The organism is Mannheimia sp. USDA-ARS-USMARC-1261 (genome assembly GCF_000521605.1).
In the GTDB taxonomy this organism is placed as follows: domain Bacteria; phylum Pseudomonadota; class Gammaproteobacteria; order Enterobacterales; family Pasteurellaceae; genus Mannheimia; species Mannheimia indoligenes.
This window is the reverse complement of record NZ_CP006942.1, coordinates 43,670-60,326: the sequence shown is the minus strand read 5'-3', so window position 1 is coordinate 60,326 and position 16,657 is coordinate 43,670. Positions and strand designations below refer to the sequence as shown.

General features: G+C 39.3%; 14 protein-coding genes. 6 read left to right on the top strand and 8 right to left on the bottom strand.

All coding sequences use genetic code 11. The annotated features are described in order from the left end of the window. The first annotated feature begins 197 nt into the window (after positions 1-197). Positions 198-1,226 carry an Abi family protein gene (locus X781_RS00255; RefSeq protein ID WP_038643830.1) on the top strand — a complete coding sequence of 343 codons (1,029 nt, stop codon included), beginning with the start codon at positions 198-200 and terminating at the stop codon, positions 1,224-1,226. Positions 1,227-1,388: 162 nt separating this feature from the next. On the opposite strand, the gene X781_RS00250 is transcribed toward X781_RS00255, so the two are convergent. The 4 genes from X781_RS00250 to X781_RS00235 all read right to left on the bottom strand — a co-directional run bounded on the left by X781_RS00250 (position 1,389) and on the right by X781_RS00235 (position 3,549). Then, positions 1,389-2,432 (bottom strand): Gfo/Idh/MocA family oxidoreductase, encoded by a 1,044-nt coding sequence (locus X781_RS00250; RefSeq protein WP_025235000.1) that lies wholly within the window; start codon positions 2,430-2,432, stop codon positions 1,389-1,391. Between the two features lie 98 nt (positions 2,433-2,530). Beyond that, a complete protein-coding gene (locus X781_RS00245) occupies positions 2,531-2,815 on the bottom strand; it encodes a hypothetical protein (protein WP_025234999.1) in 285 nt (94 codons plus the stop codon). 30 nt (positions 2,816-2,845) lie between these two features. Next, positions 2,846-3,031 (bottom strand): zf-HC2 domain-containing protein, encoded by a 186-nt coding sequence (locus X781_RS00240; protein WP_006249756.1) that lies wholly within the window; start codon positions 3,029-3,031, stop codon positions 2,846-2,848. Then, positions 3,028-3,549, bottom strand: coding sequence for a sigma-70 family RNA polymerase sigma factor (locus X781_RS00235; protein ID WP_025234998.1), 522 nt, complete (start codon positions 3,547-3,549; stop codon positions 3,028-3,030). Before X781_RS00235 ends, X781_RS00240 begins: the two co-directional genes overlap by 4 nt. Before the next feature lie 153 nt (positions 3,550-3,702). On the opposite strand from X781_RS00235, the gene msrP reads away from it, so the two are divergent. Next, complete coding sequence (gene msrP / locus X781_RS00230) at positions 3,703-4,656, top strand: protein-methionine-sulfoxide reductase catalytic subunit MsrP (protein ID WP_025234997.1); 954 nt, start codon at positions 3,703-3,705, stop codon at positions 4,654-4,656. Continuing rightward, entirely contained in the window at positions 4,656-5,240 is a 585-nt protein-coding gene (locus tag X781_RS00225; RefSeq protein WP_025234996.1) for a protein-methionine-sulfoxide reductase heme-binding subunit MsrQ, read from the top strand. The genes msrP and X781_RS00225 overlap by 1 nt, the downstream gene beginning before the upstream one ends. A 94-nt stretch (positions 5,241-5,334) precedes the next feature. Here the strand turns inward: X781_RS00225 and ansB are convergent, their stop codons facing one another. The 3 genes from ansB to purL all read right to left on the bottom strand — a co-directional run bounded on the left by ansB (position 5,335) and on the right by purL (position 12,558). After that, entirely contained in the window at positions 5,335-6,384 is a 1,050-nt protein-coding gene (gene ansB, locus X781_RS00220; protein ID WP_025234995.1) for an L-asparaginase 2, read from the bottom strand. A gap of 544 nt (positions 6,385-6,928) precedes the next feature. Continuing rightward, positions 6,929-8,599 (bottom strand): hypothetical protein, encoded by a 1,671-nt coding sequence (locus X781_RS00215; protein ID WP_025234994.1) that lies wholly within the window; start codon positions 8,597-8,599, stop codon positions 6,929-6,931. A gap of 62 nt (positions 8,600-8,661) precedes the next feature. After that, positions 8,662-12,558 carry a phosphoribosylformylglycinamidine synthase gene (gene purL / locus X781_RS00210; protein WP_025234993.1) on the bottom strand — a complete coding sequence of 1,299 codons (3,897 nt, stop codon included), beginning with the start codon at positions 12,556-12,558 and terminating at the stop codon, positions 8,662-8,664. Positions 12,559-12,753: 195 nt separating this feature from the next. Here purL and X781_RS00205 point away from each other — a divergent pair, with 195 nt between their 5' ends. Together X781_RS00205 and X781_RS00200 are read left to right on the top strand one after the other, a co-directional pair. Continuing rightward, positions 12,754-12,993, top strand: coding sequence for an AbrB/MazE/SpoVT family DNA-binding domain-containing protein (locus tag X781_RS00205; RefSeq protein ID WP_025234992.1), 240 nt, complete (start codon positions 12,754-12,756; stop codon positions 12,991-12,993). Continuing rightward, the gene (locus tag X781_RS00200; RefSeq protein ID WP_200865315.1) at positions 12,987-13,304 is read left to right on the top strand and encodes a type II toxin-antitoxin system PemK/MazF family toxin; all 318 of its coding nucleotides are present in this window, start codon (positions 12,987-12,989) and stop codon (positions 13,302-13,304) included. The genes X781_RS00205 and X781_RS00200 overlap by 7 nt, the downstream gene beginning before the upstream one ends. Before the next feature lie 91 nt (positions 13,305-13,395). Here the strand turns inward: X781_RS00200 and X781_RS00195 are convergent, their stop codons facing one another. Next, positions 13,396-15,501 carry a TonB-dependent siderophore receptor gene (locus X781_RS00195; protein ID WP_025234990.1) on the bottom strand — a complete coding sequence of 702 codons (2,106 nt, stop codon included), beginning with the start codon at positions 15,499-15,501 and terminating at the stop codon, positions 13,396-13,398. A 282-nt stretch (positions 15,502-15,783) separates the two neighbouring features. On the opposite strand from X781_RS00195, the gene X781_RS00190 reads away from it, so the two are divergent. After that, positions 15,784-16,530: a DeoR/GlpR family DNA-binding transcription regulator gene (locus X781_RS00190; RefSeq protein WP_025234989.1), complete on the top strand. Its 747-nt coding sequence runs from the start codon at positions 15,784-15,786 to the stop codon at positions 16,528-16,530. Positions 16,531-16,657 lie beyond the last annotated feature (127 nt).

Sequence of the window (16,657 nt, the reverse complement as noted above, 5' to 3'; positions counted from 1 at the left end):
GGTTGCATATTAGCCAATTGAAGGGGGAAAAGCAATGGGAGTTAGCTAAATTATCAAGGAAGCATTATTAGATTTAGATATAGTTGTAAAAAATATCTTCTGTGATATTATAATAAATAACATACCTGCTATGCCTATGACTAAGTTCACTTAGTTACGCACAAATTTGCAGGTTTTTTTTTACACGGAAAATAGAAATGAGCCAATTCATCAAACCAGCTAAATCTAATTCAGAACTTGTACAACAGTGGAAAGAGAGAGGTTTAATTATTCCCGATGAAACCCGTGCCGAACGCTATTTAGAGCATATTAGCTATTATCGTTTTTCTGCTTATACGATTCCCTTTCAACAACTAGGTAATACTTCTCATCAATTTAAGCCTGATACCAAATTTAATGATATTCTTAATTTATATATTTTCGACCGTGAACTAAGATTAATAGTGCTTGATGCGATTGAACGTATTGAAGTTTCTATTCGTACAAAAATTAATAATGAGATGAGCATACAATCTCAAAATCCTTTTTGGTATATTAAAGAAGATTATTTCCAAAATAATTTTAATCTTTACCGCCTTCTAGCTAATATCGAAAAACAACTTACTGATGAGCAACAACGATTAGAACGTGATGAAAAGCATATTTTAAAAAGATATAAAAACAACAATATTGACGATAAAGAGCGTGATCGCTTACTCAATAATGTTCGTAAAGAAAATTTCTTACGGCATTACCTCACACAATATAACACACCTAAATTATTACCTTCTTGGATGATGATTGAAATGCTAACTTGGGGAGAGTTAAGCCATTTATACTCAGGATTATTAGAAAAATACCAAAAGCCAATAGCACAACATTTTGGTGTACAAGCACCTATTTTAGAGTCTTGGCTAAAAGTCTTAAATGATGTACGAAATATTTGTGCTCACCACAGCCGACTATGGAATAGAGAATTTGGACGTATTATTAAAATCCCAATAAGTAAAAACACACAATGGCTTTCGTCTGCAATTTCATTGAATAATACAAATATCAATGCAGATAAGCGTCTTTATCCTATTTTGGTTGCTATTCAAGTGATGTTATATGAAATTAGCCCTAATTCTACCTGGATAAAAAGACTAAAAGAATTATTAGATAACTACCCTCAAATTCAAAAAGAATATATGGGGATTCCACAAAATTGGGAGTTGGATAGTTTTTGGGATAAGGCGTTAAGATAGAGAAATAATATTCCGAATTTAGTTAGATATTTTGACTAACAGTTAGATCTTTAAATTAACTGAGTATTAAAAGGCACAAACGTGGATGCTTATGCCATAAGAGGGAAAATGAATATATTTTCCCCCATTTTTTATTACAAGCGGTCAGAAATGATCAAAATTTTACAAATAGATTTTTTGCCCTGATTTTGCACTTTCAAATACACCGTTAATCACTTTGAGTACAAAAATGACTTCCTCTAGCTTGATAATCGGTTCGGCATTGTGGGCTATCACTTGGTATAAATCATCAAACAGATTTTGATAACTGACTTCTGCATTTGGATAGGGCTGGCGAACCACATTGCCTTCCACTTCAGTGTGTAAAATTCCCCAGTTCTCCTTTTCTTCGATATTCCAATCTTTGCCAATAGGTTGTACGCCATTTTTCAGCAAATCTTCTTGATTATCGGGAGTTTGTTTCAGATAAGAGCCTAATTTTCCGTGTAATACAAATGTCGGGCTAGGTTCACGAGCATATCGGCTGGCTTTCAGCACCACTTTAAAACCGTTAGCATAATAGAGCTGAATATCAAAGTTATCATCAACCAACGCCCCTTCGTGCTGATAACGCACATCAGCATACACCGCCTCCGGCTTTCCAAAAAGATACAAAGCTTGGTCGATTAAATGTACGCCTAAATCATACACTAAACCTGTACCAAGCTCACCTGATTCTTTCCATACTTTGGCATTTTTCTCTTTCGCATAACGGTCAAAACGAATTTCGCAATCTACCAACTCTCCCAGTAAATTTTGCTCCATTAGCGATTTTGCCGTCGCAATATGGCTGTCCCAACGGCGGTTTTGGTACACATAAAGTACCTTTTCTTGCTGTTTAGCAAGTTCTGCCAATTCTTCCGCTTCAGCAACTGTTGCCACTAACGGTTTCTCAACTAAAACGTGTTTGCCTGCAAGCAACGACTCTTTTATCATTGCATAATGGGTTTGATTCGGTGTGGTAATCAGCACTAAATCCACTTCTGGCGTTAAAAGATCGTTGAAATCCCGCACTGTTTCTGCATTCGGCAACCATTCTGCCGCATTGTTAGAGGTACGTTCATATACCTTTACAATATTAAAACGAGCATCTTGTTTCAAAAACGGGATATGAAAAACTCGGCTGGAAAAGCCGGCACCTGCGATGGCAATATTGATGGGTTGCATAGAAAATCCTCATAAAAATTTTATCTGCTAGAATAAACAAGCGGTCAAATTTTAAGAAAATTTTGCAAAAAACAGATAAAATACGACCGCTTGTTTAACTAATCATAGGTTTTGCAAACAATATCTTTTTCTTCACAAAACATTTCACTGTGGTTTGCACGGCATTGCTTTTGTACATTTAATTTGGCTCTGCCTCGGCTACTATGTTCACTACGATATTCCTGAGTAAATGGCTTTAGAGTACAAATGTGAACCTCTTTGGAATCAAGTGGATCTGAGACACCAATTATAATCGGCATAGGGATACCGGCTTGCCCTGTAGGAGTAACCGGCACGACACAGCTACTTAATAACATACTTAAACTTATTAACCAATAACGCATATTTTTTCTCCTTTTAAAATGTATAATAAATCAGAACGGAGCATCTTTATCGTTACAGTAAGCTCTTAATATCTTGCCTAATTTCTTGGTATTTTTATTAAAATTGCGGCATTTAGGGCATACCAAAAGATGCAACTGCAAACGCATATGTTGTTGCAAACGAAGTTTCTCATCACAAGACTGTGAAATAAGTTCTGTTGCTTGTCTGCATTTCATTTTGATTCCTCTCTAAACCAATTGCGAGATAAACACTCTTGTAAACGTAAACGAGCACGATAAAGTAATACATTTAAGTTAGAGAGAGAAATTTCACATTCTTGGCAAATTTCCGCACTACTCATCTCCAAATGTTCACGCATCATAAATACTCGTGCTTGCTGGGCGGGTAATTTATTTAAACAAATATCAAAAATTGCCCAAAATTCTTTTTGGTAAGTTGATTGAGCTATCCCCCTCCATTCAGTTACATCTTGATGTTCCAACCAATGATCGTGGCGATCGAAAAAGGCACTTGGTGATTCTTCTTCCTCACATAGAGAACTGACCGGAATATGTCGTTTTCGTGTTCTGAGGAAATCTAAAATTTTGTTCTTTAAAATAGCAAAAATCCAAGTTTTAAGTGCAGCTTCTCGCCGAAAAGAGGCTGAATGCTTATAGGCATTGGTTAAGGCATCTTGTACAACATCCTCGGCTAAATCTTTATCGGCTAGTTGTAGGGTGGCAAATTTAACCATTTGCTTTCTAATCTCTTCTATCTGTATAGAAGATAGACTCTTCATATATCTCCTTTAGGGAATACCCAATAAAAAATTACACTTATTTTGTAAGAATTCTAGATCAGCTTAGTCCAAAATAATAACAACAATTCATAAAAAAAGGATAGTTCGATGAAAAAATTAACAATTCAAGATGTTACACCTGAAACTATTTTCTACCAACGCCGTAAAATTATTACCGCGTTAGGTTTAGGTATTGCAGCTTCTGCATTGCCTAACGTGAGTATGGCAGAAACACAAAGACACTTGCAATCACTACAGTTTAAACCGGATCCAAATAAAGGGCTTGAACTCACTCCGGAAAACAAAGTAATAGGCTATAACAATTTCTATGAGTTTGGCGTGGATAAAAGTGCACCAGCAAAAAATGCGGCAAACTTTAAAACCGATCCTTGGACATTAGAAATTGGCGGCGAAGTTGAAAATCCGTTTAGTTTAAATCATCAACAATTGCTTAATACGTTTCCACTAGAAGAACGCATTTACCGTTTTCGCTGTGTTGAAGCGTGGTCAATGGTTGTGCCGTGGATAGGCTTTGAATTAGCTCGCTTAATTGAGATGGCAAAACCAACCAGTAAAGCCAAATATGTGGTCTTTCACACTTTATATGATCCTGCACAAATGCCGGGGCAAAAAAATCGCTTGCTAGGTGGAGGGATTGATTATCCTTATGTAGAAGCTTTACGCTTAGATGAAGCCTTAAATTCACTAACATTACTATCCGTTGGTTTATACGGTAAAACCTTGCCACCGCAAAACGGTGCACCTATTCGCTTAGTCGTGCCTTGGAAATATGGCTTCAAAAGCATTAAGTCGATTGTGAAAATCACCTTTGCCGAAAAACGCCCACTCACTACTTGGGAAAGTCTTGCTCCAAATGAATATGGCTTTTATGCTAACGTAAACCCGAATGTTGATCATCCACGTTGGTCGCAAGCATCTGAACGAGTAATTGGTGCAGGCGGGTTATTATCCGTCAAACGCCAACCAACACTAATGTTTAATGGCTACGAAAATGAAGTGGCAAATTTATACCGTGGCTTAGATTTAAAGGTGAACTACTAATGTTAACCGGATTACGCATACTTATTCATATCGGCTGTTTATTACCGTTAGTTTGGGTAGCTCAGCTATTATATACGGGTAATGAAACAGTATTAGGTGCCGATCCGATTAAAGAGCTGGAGCATTTTCTCGGTTATGGTGCGATCGTCATTTTTTGTATAATGTTTATACTTGGTATTGCCCTACAATACCTAAAGAAAAATCAGTATCAAATTTTACGCCGCCCATTGGGCTTATGGGCGTTTGTATGGGCAGCTCTACATATTTCAAGCTATCTATTGTTAGAATTAAGCCTTGATGTAAAATTATTTTTTAGCGAGCTTGCCGGTCGCCCATATTTGATTTTAGGAGCCGCTGCTTTTTTCATTCTAAGCATAATGGCAGTAACTTCGCTGCCAATGCTAAAACGAAAATTAGGAAAACGCTGGGGGACGATTCACCAGTGGGCTTATCCTGCATTAGTATTGGCTATGGTGCATTATTATTGGTCGGTAAAAAGCGTAACATTCGACCCAATTATCATTGGAATCTTAGTACTGTTTATTGTTGCTCATAAAATACAGGCTAAATTTGCAAAAAAATAGCAAAATTACACCGCTTGCAGTAGTCAAACCACATACAAAAAATAATGGCATAAGTTTACTCACTTATGCCATTTTTTATATGCTTTAACGTTTATTAAAAATCCTCAAAATATTGCTGAATAGTTTTGATATCTTTCGTTTGGGTTAAAGATAATTGCAATAACACACGAGCCTTTTGCGGATTTAACGTGCCGGAAGCAGCAAAGCCATATTTACTATCATCAACCTCCGCATCACGAGTAGTATAGCCAGTTGGCACACGAGAAGAACGTACCACCGCAACGCCTTTTTTCGCTGCTTCCTCTAATAATGCAAGATTTTCCGCATTCATATTACCATTACCAACACCTGCCACTACAATGCCTTGATAACCCGCATCTAACAAGACTTTAAGCGGCTCTGTCGGCATATTAGCATAAGCATAAATAATACCGACTTTAGGTAATTCATTTAATTCATTCACATTAAATGGGGTATTAACGGTATGTTTGCTTTCCGGAGAGCGTTCATAGTCTACTTTACTATTATGGACGTAACCTAAAGACCCAAAATTCGGCGAACTAAATGTTTGCACCGCAGTCGTGCTGGTTTTAGTCACATCTCTCGCTCCCAATACTACATCGTTCATTGCCACTAACACACCACGCCCGGCAGATTTTGGATCTTTTGCCACCACAATTGAGTTATACAAATTCAATGGACCATCGGCACTCTTTTCTGTTGCCGGACGCATCGCACCAACTAATACAACAGGTTTCTCACATTTCACCGTCATATCAAGAAAATAAGCGGTTTCTTCCATTGTATCTGTACCGTGGGTAATGACAAAACCATCTGTTGCTGCACATTGTTGATTAATCGCTTTAACCAGTTTTAACCACACGCTATCCGACATATCTTGCGAACCGATTTTAACAATCTGTTCGCCTTTAATATTCGCCAATGCTTTCATTTCTGGCACGGCTTCAATTAAGGTTTCAATATTCAATTGCCCTGCTTGATAAGCACTGCTATTCGCATTCTGCTGACTACCGGCAATAGTTCCACCTGTCGCTAAAATAGTGATATTAGGTAATTCTGCCGCATTGGCTGTTACAAATAAGCCACCTAACATTGCTGCTAATGCTAATTTTTTGAATTTCATATAAAGCTCCTTAATTAAAAAAACTAAAGAGAGATAATACCGATAAATCAGTGTAAATAATTTGATCTGGTACATAAAATAGGGGATTAATTGCTGGGTAGAAATAGGTTATATCGCTATTTTCATTTTGGGTTTTCTACTCATAGAATACCCTTAACTAAAACATAATAAGCAGAACTTACGCAAAATTCTCCGACAGACAAATAAAAAATAAGCCCCATCGCTATTTCTCATTTTGTATTTTCTACTCATAGAATACCTTCAACTAAAACACAATAAGCTGAATTTACTCAAAATCTCCCAGCAGACAAGCAATAAATCATAATTTTTCGACAGAGATCGCAAAAATACAAGCGGTCAATTTCACTTAATTTTTTGCAAATAGGAAAGATAGCACTCGTCTCGGACGAGTGCTGTAATTTAATAGAAGGAAAGTTACGTTTAACAGAGAAGAAAAAGGCACTCGTCAGAGACGAGCGCCATCGGGGGTGGACGCTTGCGCCATTGGAAACAAGCATCGAATGCCTACGCCTTTTATTAAAGTTTAACTTATATTCTTAACCCAATTACGAATAATATCAATATCAATTCTTTGAATTGAAGCCATTTCCTCTTCTGAGAGAAGCTTTTTATTAATAATAGAAACTGTATTTTTTATAAACTCTATTGCATTATCTCTTTGGTAATTTGGATTTTTTTTACATTTATTAATCATTTGCCGAACAAGCCCAGAATCCAACCCTAGCTTTAAATTATGTTCCACCTCAATTTCTTTTAGAGAAACATAATTATTAATTTTATATAAAATCTCCCACACTTCTTTTTTAGATACACCTAACCTTCTAGATAATTGATTTATCCCTAAAGAATCAGCCCATGTTTGGGCACTTATTATAGCATGACTATCGAAACAATAATCCCTTGCAATAGAATCCATATCTTTTGAATACATTTCATAAGCAATAAATTTTTTAAAATTAATAGCATCTTTAATTAAACTAAATTTAGAAGACCTTGAGTAAATCTCCTTATTCACACTAACAATATCAACATCCAATACATTATTAACTTTTAATTTGCTATTATAAACATCTCTAATTTTTTGAAAATCATTTCCATCTTCATTATTTATTATATAATAATAAGTAGATGACAATAGTGAAAGTAATGAATGAAAAATTCTCTCTATACCCCTAATATTATCAATTAGATATTCCGTACTTGTTCTTACAAAATCACTAAACCCAAGACCTTCATTAGAAAATATTTCATAAACAATCTCTCTATCAACAGCGTTCTTACTCACAACTCCACCATGTTTTTTTTGCAATTTTCTAGATGCTATTCTTCTTAAAGCTTCTACATTGTAATAAGGTTTATTTATTGTAAAATCAAATATACTTTTTAATCTTTCATCATAGATAAAACTATTTATGCTATCCAGTATTTCACCTTCAAACAAATAGGCGTCATCACTTTTTATAACTTTAGCTAAGTCCTTATTATGTTGTTTTTCTTTATAATTATCAATATAGTCTCTTATTTCCCATATCCTTTTCCAAAAAACACGCCAATTATTTATTTTATACCCAACAAATGATAACTCTTTATGAAATTCATGTAACTCATACAGTATCTTTTCTTTATCTTTCGGTTTCTCAAGGTCATTTGTAATTGCATCTAGAATTGGCATTACTACATAATTTCTGCTAGCTATATAGTTTACCTTTTCATTTATGCTTATTGTTAATTTTTCCAGTTCATTATTAACACCCTCCCTATTATTATCATCACAAATAAAGTCAATATGTTGAAATTTATCATTGTTATCTTTAATACTTCTAAATGGATCAAGGCATATATATTCTTTATCTTGAACAATTAATGGGGAAAGTAATCTATACATTTTATTGCTATCTAAACTAATCTTTTCATAGCAGTTACTTAAATTACTTATTTCATTGATTAATACAGAACACCCTTGTTCACTAATTCTCTGATTTCGTAATTTCTCTGCCTCTTTCTTCTGTATCAGAGCTATTTCTTCTGCTTCTTTATTCTTCCTTTGAATAGCCTCATATGACACTTTTTTTTGATTTCTAATATAAATTAATGCAGTTGCAATAATAGAAATTGCTGTTGCTATATCAAGACTTGTTCCAATATTTTTAGATATTTCAAATGAATTAAGCCATATAAATAAATTTTCAAACATAGTATGCTCCATAATTATCTATTTCATAAAAAACACCCGCCAAAGGCGGGTGTTTCCATTCATCATTTCAACGCTACACGTGCACTACGGAACAACCGCATCCAAGCCCCGTCTTCCATCCAATCTTCCGGGCACCAAGAGTTGCTTACCGCTCGGAACACACGCTCAGGATGTGGCATCATAATTGCAACACGTCCGTCTGTGTTGCCGATAGCGGTGATACCCAATGCCGAGCCGTTCGGGTTGGCTGGGTATTGTTCGGTTGGGTTGAGGTGGCTATCGACATATTGGGCGATCACCAAGTTCTGTTTTTGCAAGTTTTCGAGCTGTACTGACCGCTTGAATTCCACCTGCCCTTCGCCGTGGCTGACCGCAATCGGCATATGGCTGCCTGCCATTCCGTTGAACCAGAGCGAGTTAGTGTCGTTGATTTTCACCATTGCAGCACGGGCTTCAAAGCGTTCGGATTTGTTGCGAACGAAACGTGGCCAGTTTTCTGTACCCGGAATGATTTCCGCCAAGTTCGATACCATTTGACAACCGTTACATACGCCAAGTGCTAAGGTGTTCGGGTTAGCGAAGAATTGGCTGAATTGGTCACGCAACATTGGGTTGAATAGGATCGATTTCGCCCAGCCGCCGCCTGCACCGAGTACGTCGCCGTAAGAGAAACCGCCACACGCTACCATTGCGTTGAAGTCGTTTAGGTTGCGTCTGCCGGAGATCAAGTCAGACATATGCACGTCAATCGCTTTAAAGCCGGCACGGTCGAAGGCTGCTGCCATTTCATAGTGACTGTTTACGCCTTGCTCACGCAAGATCGCAATGCTTGGTTTCGCCCCTTTGTTGATAAACGGCGCAGCGATGTCTTCATTCACATCATAGGTTAAGAATGCAGATAAGCCTTTGTTATTCTCATCTTTTTTCGCTGCGAACTCTTGGTCTGCACACTCAGGGTTATCACGTAAACGTTGCATTTGGTGGGTTAATTCCGCCCAGATACCACGCAATTCAGAGCGTTTTTCGCTTAACAGTTTGCGAGAGCCACGGCTGATTTCAAAGCGGTTATCCGCATTCACAGAGCCTAATTCTTTGGTTACGTGAATCAAGTTGTGAGCTTTTAACACCTCACGCACCGCATTTAGTTCGCTGTCAGCAACTTGGATTACCGCACCCAATTCTTCATTAAATAGCACCGCTAAATCGTTGTCGCCAAGGGCTGAAATATCCACATCCACACCGCAGTTACCGGCAAATGCCATTTCCGCTAAGGTGGTGATTAAACCACCGTCTGAACGGTCGTGGTACGCCAATAATTTATCTTCTGCTACTAAGGCTTGCATTGCGTTGAAGAAATCTTTTAAGGTTTGAACGTTTACTACGTCCGCCGGTTTGTCGCCCAGTTGTTTATAAACCTGTGCTAATGCCGTTGCCCCTAAGCGGTTGTTGCCTTCGCCTAAGTCAATTAACAATAAGCGGCTTGCCCCTTTATCAGTACGAAGTTGTGGAGTAACCGTTTTACGTACATCTTCAACACGGGCAAACGCCGAAATCACAAGAGAAAGTGGAGCGGTAACCGTTTTCTTCTCACCGTTTTCTTCCCAAGTGGTTTTCATCGACATTGAGTCTTTACCCACTGGAATGGTGATGCCAAGTGCCGGGCAAAGCTCTTCGCCCACTGCTTTCACTGCTTCATACAAGCCGGCATCTTCACCTTCGTGACCGGCTGCCGACATCCAGTTCGCAGAGAGTTTAATGCGTTTGAGGTCGCCGATGTTGGTTGCCGCAATGTTAGTAATACTTTCCGCTACCGCCAAGCGAGCCGATGCCCCGAAGTCTAATAGTGCAACTGGCGCACGTTCGCCCATTGACATCGCTTCACCGTGATAGCTATCAAGGCTTGCAGTGGTTACCGCACAGTCTGCCACCGGAATTTGCCACGGACCGACCATCTGATCACGAGCCACCATACCCGTTACCGAGCGGTCGCCAATCGTGATTAAGAAGGTTTTTTCGGCAACCACTGGCAAGCGTAATACACGGTGTAATGCTTCTTTCAGGTCGATACCATCCGTTGCAAGCGGTGCATTTTCAACAGTTTTTTGCGAAACCTCACGGTGCATTTTTGGGGTTTTGCCGAGCAACACGTTCATCGGTAAATCAATCGGATCATTGCCGAAATGCTCATCGTGTAGGGTTAAATGTTTCTCTTCGGTCGCCTCACCAATCACCACAAACGGGGCACGCTCACGCTCACAAAGTGCGGTGAAAAGTTCGAGTTTTTCAGGGGCAACCGCTAACACATAACGCTCTTGCGATTCGTTACACCAAATTTCGAGCGGCGACATCCCTTTTTCATCGCATAGGATTTTGCGTAAGTCGAACTTACCGCCACGCTCGCCATCGTGTACCAACTCCGGCATTGCGTTAGATAAACCGCCCGCACCCACATCGTGAATAAATAAAATCGGGTTCTCATTGCCCATTTGCCAACAGCGGTCGATCACTTCTTGGCAACGACGTTCCATTTCCGGGTTTTCACGCTGCACAGAAGCGAAGTCTAAATCTTCTTTCGATTTGCCCGATGCCATTGACGATGCCGCACCGCCTCCCAAGCCGATATTCATCGCCGGACCGCCAAGTACGATCAACTTCGCCCCGACAGGGATTTCGCCTTTCTGAACGTGTTCGGCACGAATGTTACCGATACCGCCTGCGAGCATAATCGGTTTGTGATAGCCACGCACTTCTTCGCCTGCAAAGCTATTCACTTTTTCCTCGTAAGTACGGAAGTAACCTAATAAAGCAGGGCGACCAAATTCATTGTTAAACGCAGCACCACCAAGTGGACCTTCGATCATAATATCGAGTGCTGACGCAATACGGCTCGGTTTAGACAGTGGATTTTCCCAAGGCTGTTCAAAGTTTGGAATCACAAGGTTAGATACCGAAAAGCCTGTTAAACCGGCTTTCGGTTTTGCTCCACGACCTGTTGCAGCCTCATCACGGATTTCACCGCCCGAACCGGTCGCAGCCCCCGGGAATGGCGAAATAGCGGTTGGGTGGTTGTGGGTTTCCACTTTCATTAAAATATGGGCTTGTTCTTGGTGGGCACGGTATTGACCGTCTTGATCCGGAAACCATCTGCCAACCGTTGAACCTTCCATTACCGCTGCATTGTCTTTATAGGCGGAAAGCACATAGTCAGGGGTTTTCTCGAAGGTGTTTTTGATCATCTTGAACAGGGATTTTTCCTGTTTCACGCCGTCAATCGTCCAGTCTGCGTTGAAAATTTTGTGGCGGCAGTGTTCTGAGTTCGCTTGGGCGAACATATAAAGCTCAATGTCGTTCGGGTTACGCCCTAGTGCGGTGAAATTTTCCACCAAATAATCAATTTCATCTTCCGCCAACGCCAAGCCTAAATTGACGTTTGCTTCTTCTAACGCTTTGCGACCGCCACCTAAAATATCTACGCTGGTGAACGGTTTTGGTTCCTGTTGTTTGAATAACACCGCTGCATCATCTGCATTGCGAATCACAGTTTCCATCATACGGTCGTGCAACAAGGCTGCAAGTTTGCTTTCTTCTTCAGCAGTTAAAGCACGTTCAAATTCAAAATAGTAAGCTAAACCACGCTCCACACGGGCGATATTTTCTAAGCCACAGTTATGGGCGATGTCGGTCGCTTTGGACGACCACGAAGAAATCGTGCCTAAACGAGGAATCACGATAAAGGTTTCACCAACAGGCTCGTGCTCCGCAAGGGTTGGACCGTAGTGTAATAACTGAACTACTTTATCTTCTTGCTCTGCCGAGAGTGGTGCGGTTAAATCTGCAAAATGCAGATATTCTGCGTAAATCGATTTCACCGGCAGATTGGCGGCGACAAATTTTTGTTGAAGTTGATTTAAACGAAATTCTGAAAGGGCAGGCGAGCCACGAAAGATTTGCATAGTCATTTGATTTGATTCCGTATTTTTAAGAAATGGATAAGAATTGGGGCTTATTATATCGGATAACGCAAACGATTGCTATAAATCACGTTATTGATAAAACAAAGAGGAAATTGCAAAAAATGAGGAAATTTGACCGCTTGCATATGTACTTACTCAAGGTATAATAACTTTGTTATTACATTATAAAGGAAAAACCAAATGCAAGTATCACTTCGTAAGGTAGGAAATTCACAAGCGGTGATTATTCCAAAGGCAATTTTATTACAACTTGGGCTGGCAAATCAGTTAGAAATGGAGGTTCAGGAAGATAAAATTATTCTCTCTGCACCGAAAAATATCCGCAATGGTTGGGCGGCGGCAGCTCGTCAAATTGCAGAACAAGGCGATGATGAGTTGCTTGATTTTCCGATGGATTCTGAGGACGAATGGATATGGTAAGGGGTGACATTTATTTGGTCAATCTTGACCCAACCGTTGGCAGCGAGATTCAGAAAACCCGTCCGTGCGTGATTATCTCTCCGCCCGAAATTCACGACTATCTTCGCACCGCATTAATTGCCCCAATGACAACCGGCAGTCGCCCTGCTCCGTTTCGCATTCCTATTGATTTTCAAGGAAAATCGGGACTGATTTTACCTGAGCAGATCCGTGCAGTGGACAAAACTCGTTTAGTCAAAAAAGTAGGTGAGCTAGAAAATGAAAAGCTCGCTCAGTTATTAGCTGTATTACAGGAAATGTTTGCTGAATAGCAAAATTTTTGGAAAAAGTGACCGCTTGTAACATAAAAAATACCCGATTGAGAATGTTAGTTCAATCGGGCATTTTAGTCTGATTTAAGAATTAGAACGTGTAGTTCACACCTGCACGGAATTCACGTCCACGAGCTGATAATTGACCACGCTGACCGTGTGCGTTGTATTTTTTATTCGCCACGTTATCCACTGCAAAGTTTACATTCACGCTATCATCTTTAAGTGGTTTCCAGTTTAAGGTGATATCAGTTACATTGTAGCTGTCTTTACCTGTACCTGTATTTGTTTGTAATGTTCCGCCCGTAACGAAGAAATTATCTTCAGGTTTCACTTTCTCAACAATACGGTGGTGTACGCCAACTTCTAAATTTGGTTGTTCAAAGCGATAGCTTAAAGAAGCTGTCCAAGTACGACCGATAGCTGATGCGTATTCCGGGTTACTGCTTAACAATGCAGTTTCAACTAACTTATCTTGATTATTACGTTGCATCACGGTTTGTGTGTAGAAACGAGGTTTGCTATGAGCAACACCAACACGAGCCGTAAAGCCGTTATTGTGGTAGCCTGCATTTAACTCATAACCACGATTTTTAATTTTACCGCCATTCACAATCGCTTGTGCTGCATTACCGTGGTTATCACGACCATTTGTTGTGCCTAAAGCATCTTTGATATGTTGCCAGAAGTAGCTACCATCAAAGCTAAATGTGCCGTCATTATAGTTGAAGCCGATTTCAGTATTGCGAGCTTTTTCTGCTTTGGTGTTATCACCAATTGTTACCATACCACGCTTACCGTGTGCCATTAACGCATCGTGCAGACGAGGGCTACGAGTTGCATAGTTGTGGCTTGCACTTAAGCTTAAGTGTTCAATTGGCTCATAGATAAGACCAACGCTTGGGCTGAATGCACCATTACTACGCTCTTTACCATCCATTGCTTTGAATTTGAAGTGGTCGTAACGTACACCGGTAGTTAAAGTTACTTTATCTACTGGAGCAGTAATTGCTTCAACATACACGCCGGTATCGGTTTTCTCTTGGTTTTTCACAAGAGGGTTAAATTTAGTGTGTGGTTTAGCTTCTTGGTGGCGATAGTTCACACCGTATTTTAATAATACATTTTCGTGAACGGCAGAATCAAAGTTTACATTCGCACCGTGAGTAACAACTTTAGTTTTCGTTGCATAATCTACATTACCTGCGTAGCCGTTACCTTTTTCGTGTTCAGACCAACGACCTTGCACTAATTGATAAACGTTAGCTGTCGCTTCTTGAGCAAAGCCTAAGTTTTTGCCAGTCCATTCTAAGTTAGTTCTTTGAACCGTAATTCTACGGTTAGCTGGAGCTTGGCGTTCTACAGTTAAGCGGTTGTACGGAGAAACCTTTGTGCCGTTAGGTGCTACATCAAATTCTTCACGCACTAAACGCTGACCTTCATTTCGCTCACTTGAATGGCTTAATACAAAACGGTGATCTCCTAATTTTGCACCTAATTTAGCTAAGAAGCTGGTTTTATCTAATGCACTATACGGAACACGGTTTGTGCCGAATTGGTTTACGTAATCTTTACCGCCTTTATAGTCGCGATCTCTCACAAGATTACCTGAAACTAAAGCATCAAAGATTTCACCTTTACCATATAAGGTTGCATTGAAATTGTGAGCGTGGTTTGTGCTGATACCTGTACCTAATTTTGCACCGAAGTTTTTATCGCTGTTTTTTAATAAATCTAATGCATCAACGGTTTTAGCAATTACTGCACCATTAGTTTGACCAATACCGGCTGAAGCACTGCCTGCCCCTTTTTGTACAGAAACAATTTTCACCAATGCCGGATCTAACATATGACGACCTTGATGATACAAAATTTGGCTATCTGAGTAAGTGTTATCTACTTTTACATCAATTGAGTTTTGACCCATACCACGAATATAGAGATATTGTGATGTACCGTTACCACCACCTAAGCTAATTGCCGGCTCATCTTTTAATAAACCACGTAAGTCTGTTTGTGTGCTCTCATCTTTTTTCTGTGTTGTTACCACATTGCTTTGCACTTTTAAGCCTTGATTGTCGGTTACAGTAACAGTATCTAATGCTACTGTATCTGTTGAAGCAGTTTGAGCCATTGCATTTGCAGCAAGTACGCTCAATACTGCAGCTGAAACAGGAAGTAATTTAAATTTTTTCATTCGAAACATTTCCTTAGGTAAGTTATTTAAGAGGATTACCAAATTTTGATATTAAAAACAATTCTCAACATCAAACAAAGCGAATTTTACAGAGATAAAAATGGTTGTCAATTAGTCTGAAATGAAATTTCACAAAATATATTACAAATTTCACAAAAAGTTCCCTAAATTTAACCGCTTGCAACACAAAATGTGATCGCCTTCTAAAAATCAAATTTGCTTGCTCGACAGCAACGCTACAAGCGGTTAAATTTGGAGAAAAATTTACAAAAAGGATAGATTATGCAGCTGCGACACAAACAGATAATGGAATATATAGAACAGTTTGATGAAGCTAACGTTCAAGAATTGGCGGAACATTGTGGGGTTTCTATTGAAACTATCCGCCGAGATTTAAATAAGCTAGATAAAGATGGATTATTACATCGCACTCACGGAGGGGCAGTGAGCCACAAAAAGCGAGATATTGGTCGCTCATTTACCACCCGACAACGACTGAACAGTGAGGCGAAACGCAGTATCGCAGAAAATGTGTTGGAATATTTACAACCTGAATCGGTGATTGCTTTAGATGCCAGCTCAACCTCTTGGAATGTGGCACAGCGTATTCCAAATATTCCCTGCACCGTTGTCAGCAGTTCAATGCGGATTATCTACAGCCTTTCACACAAACCGCACATTAAAACGATTGCTACCGGTGGTATTTATTCCGAAAAATACGATGCCTTCTATGGTCCATTATCCGAGCAGTTACTGACCCGTTTAAAAATTGATTTGGCAATTCTTTCTTGTACAGGCATTGCAGACGGTGCGATTTGGGAGTCTAACGAAATTAATATTTCCCTTAAACGTAAATTAATTGCGAACAGTAAACAGGTTTTTTTATTAGCCGATCACAGTAAATTTGAGCGTAAAGACTTGTTTCGTATCGAAGATTTATCTTGCATTGATAAATTATTTATCAACCAACCCCCACCAGACTTTCTCAAAAATTATTGCTTAGCACATCAAATTGAAATCATTATTTAGTGATTTCTGCCCGAATTTGCCCGATTTTTTCAGAAATAAAACAAAATCGGGCATTCTTTTTTCACTCATTTTTACCAAAATCCCCCATTTTTTGTGATCGCACTCACAAAATTTAAACTAAATTCGC

Coding starts and splice junctions, on each gene's coding strand:
- purL (WP_025234993.1), bottom strand. CDS start 12,558: ATGACTATGCAAATCTTTCGTGGCTCGCCTGCCCTTTCAGAATTTCGT.
- ansB (WP_025234995.1), bottom strand. CDS start 6,384: ATGAAATTCAAAAAATTAGCATTAGCAGCAATGTTAGGTGGCTTATTT.
- X781_RS00190 (WP_025234989.1), top strand. CDS start 15,784: ATGCAGCTGCGACACAAACAGATAATGGAATATATAGAACAGTTTGAT.
- X781_RS00235 (WP_025234998.1), bottom strand. CDS start 3,549: ATGGTTAAATTTGCCACCCTACAACTAGCCGATAAAGATTTAGCCGAG.
- X781_RS00250 (WP_025235000.1), bottom strand. CDS start 2,432: ATGCAACCCATCAATATTGCCATCGCAGGTGCCGGCTTTTCCAGCCGA.
- X781_RS00240 (WP_006249756.1), bottom strand. CDS start 3,031: ATGAAATGCAGACAAGCAACAGAACTTATTTCACAGTCTTGTGATGAG.
- X781_RS00255 (WP_038643830.1), top strand. CDS start 198: ATGAGCCAATTCATCAAACCAGCTAAATCTAATTCAGAACTTGTACAA.
- X781_RS00245 (WP_025234999.1), bottom strand. CDS start 2,815: ATGCGTTATTGGTTAATAAGTTTAAGTATGTTATTAAGTAGCTGTGTC.
- X781_RS00225 (WP_025234996.1), top strand. CDS start 4,656: ATGTTAACCGGATTACGCATACTTATTCATATCGGCTGTTTATTACCG.
- msrP (WP_025234997.1), top strand. CDS start 3,703: ATGAAAAAATTAACAATTCAAGATGTTACACCTGAAACTATTTTCTAC.
- X781_RS00215 (WP_025234994.1), bottom strand. CDS start 8,599: ATGTTTGAAAATTTATTTATATGGCTTAATTCATTTGAAATATCTAAA.
- X781_RS00200 (WP_200865315.1), top strand. CDS start 12,987: ATGGTAAGGGGTGACATTTATTTGGTCAATCTTGACCCAACCGTTGGC.
- X781_RS00195 (WP_025234990.1), bottom strand. CDS start 15,501: ATGAAAAAATTTAAATTACTTCCTGTTTCAGCTGCAGTATTGAGCGTA.
- X781_RS00205 (WP_025234992.1), top strand. CDS start 12,754: ATGCAAGTATCACTTCGTAAGGTAGGAAATTCACAAGCGGTGATTATT.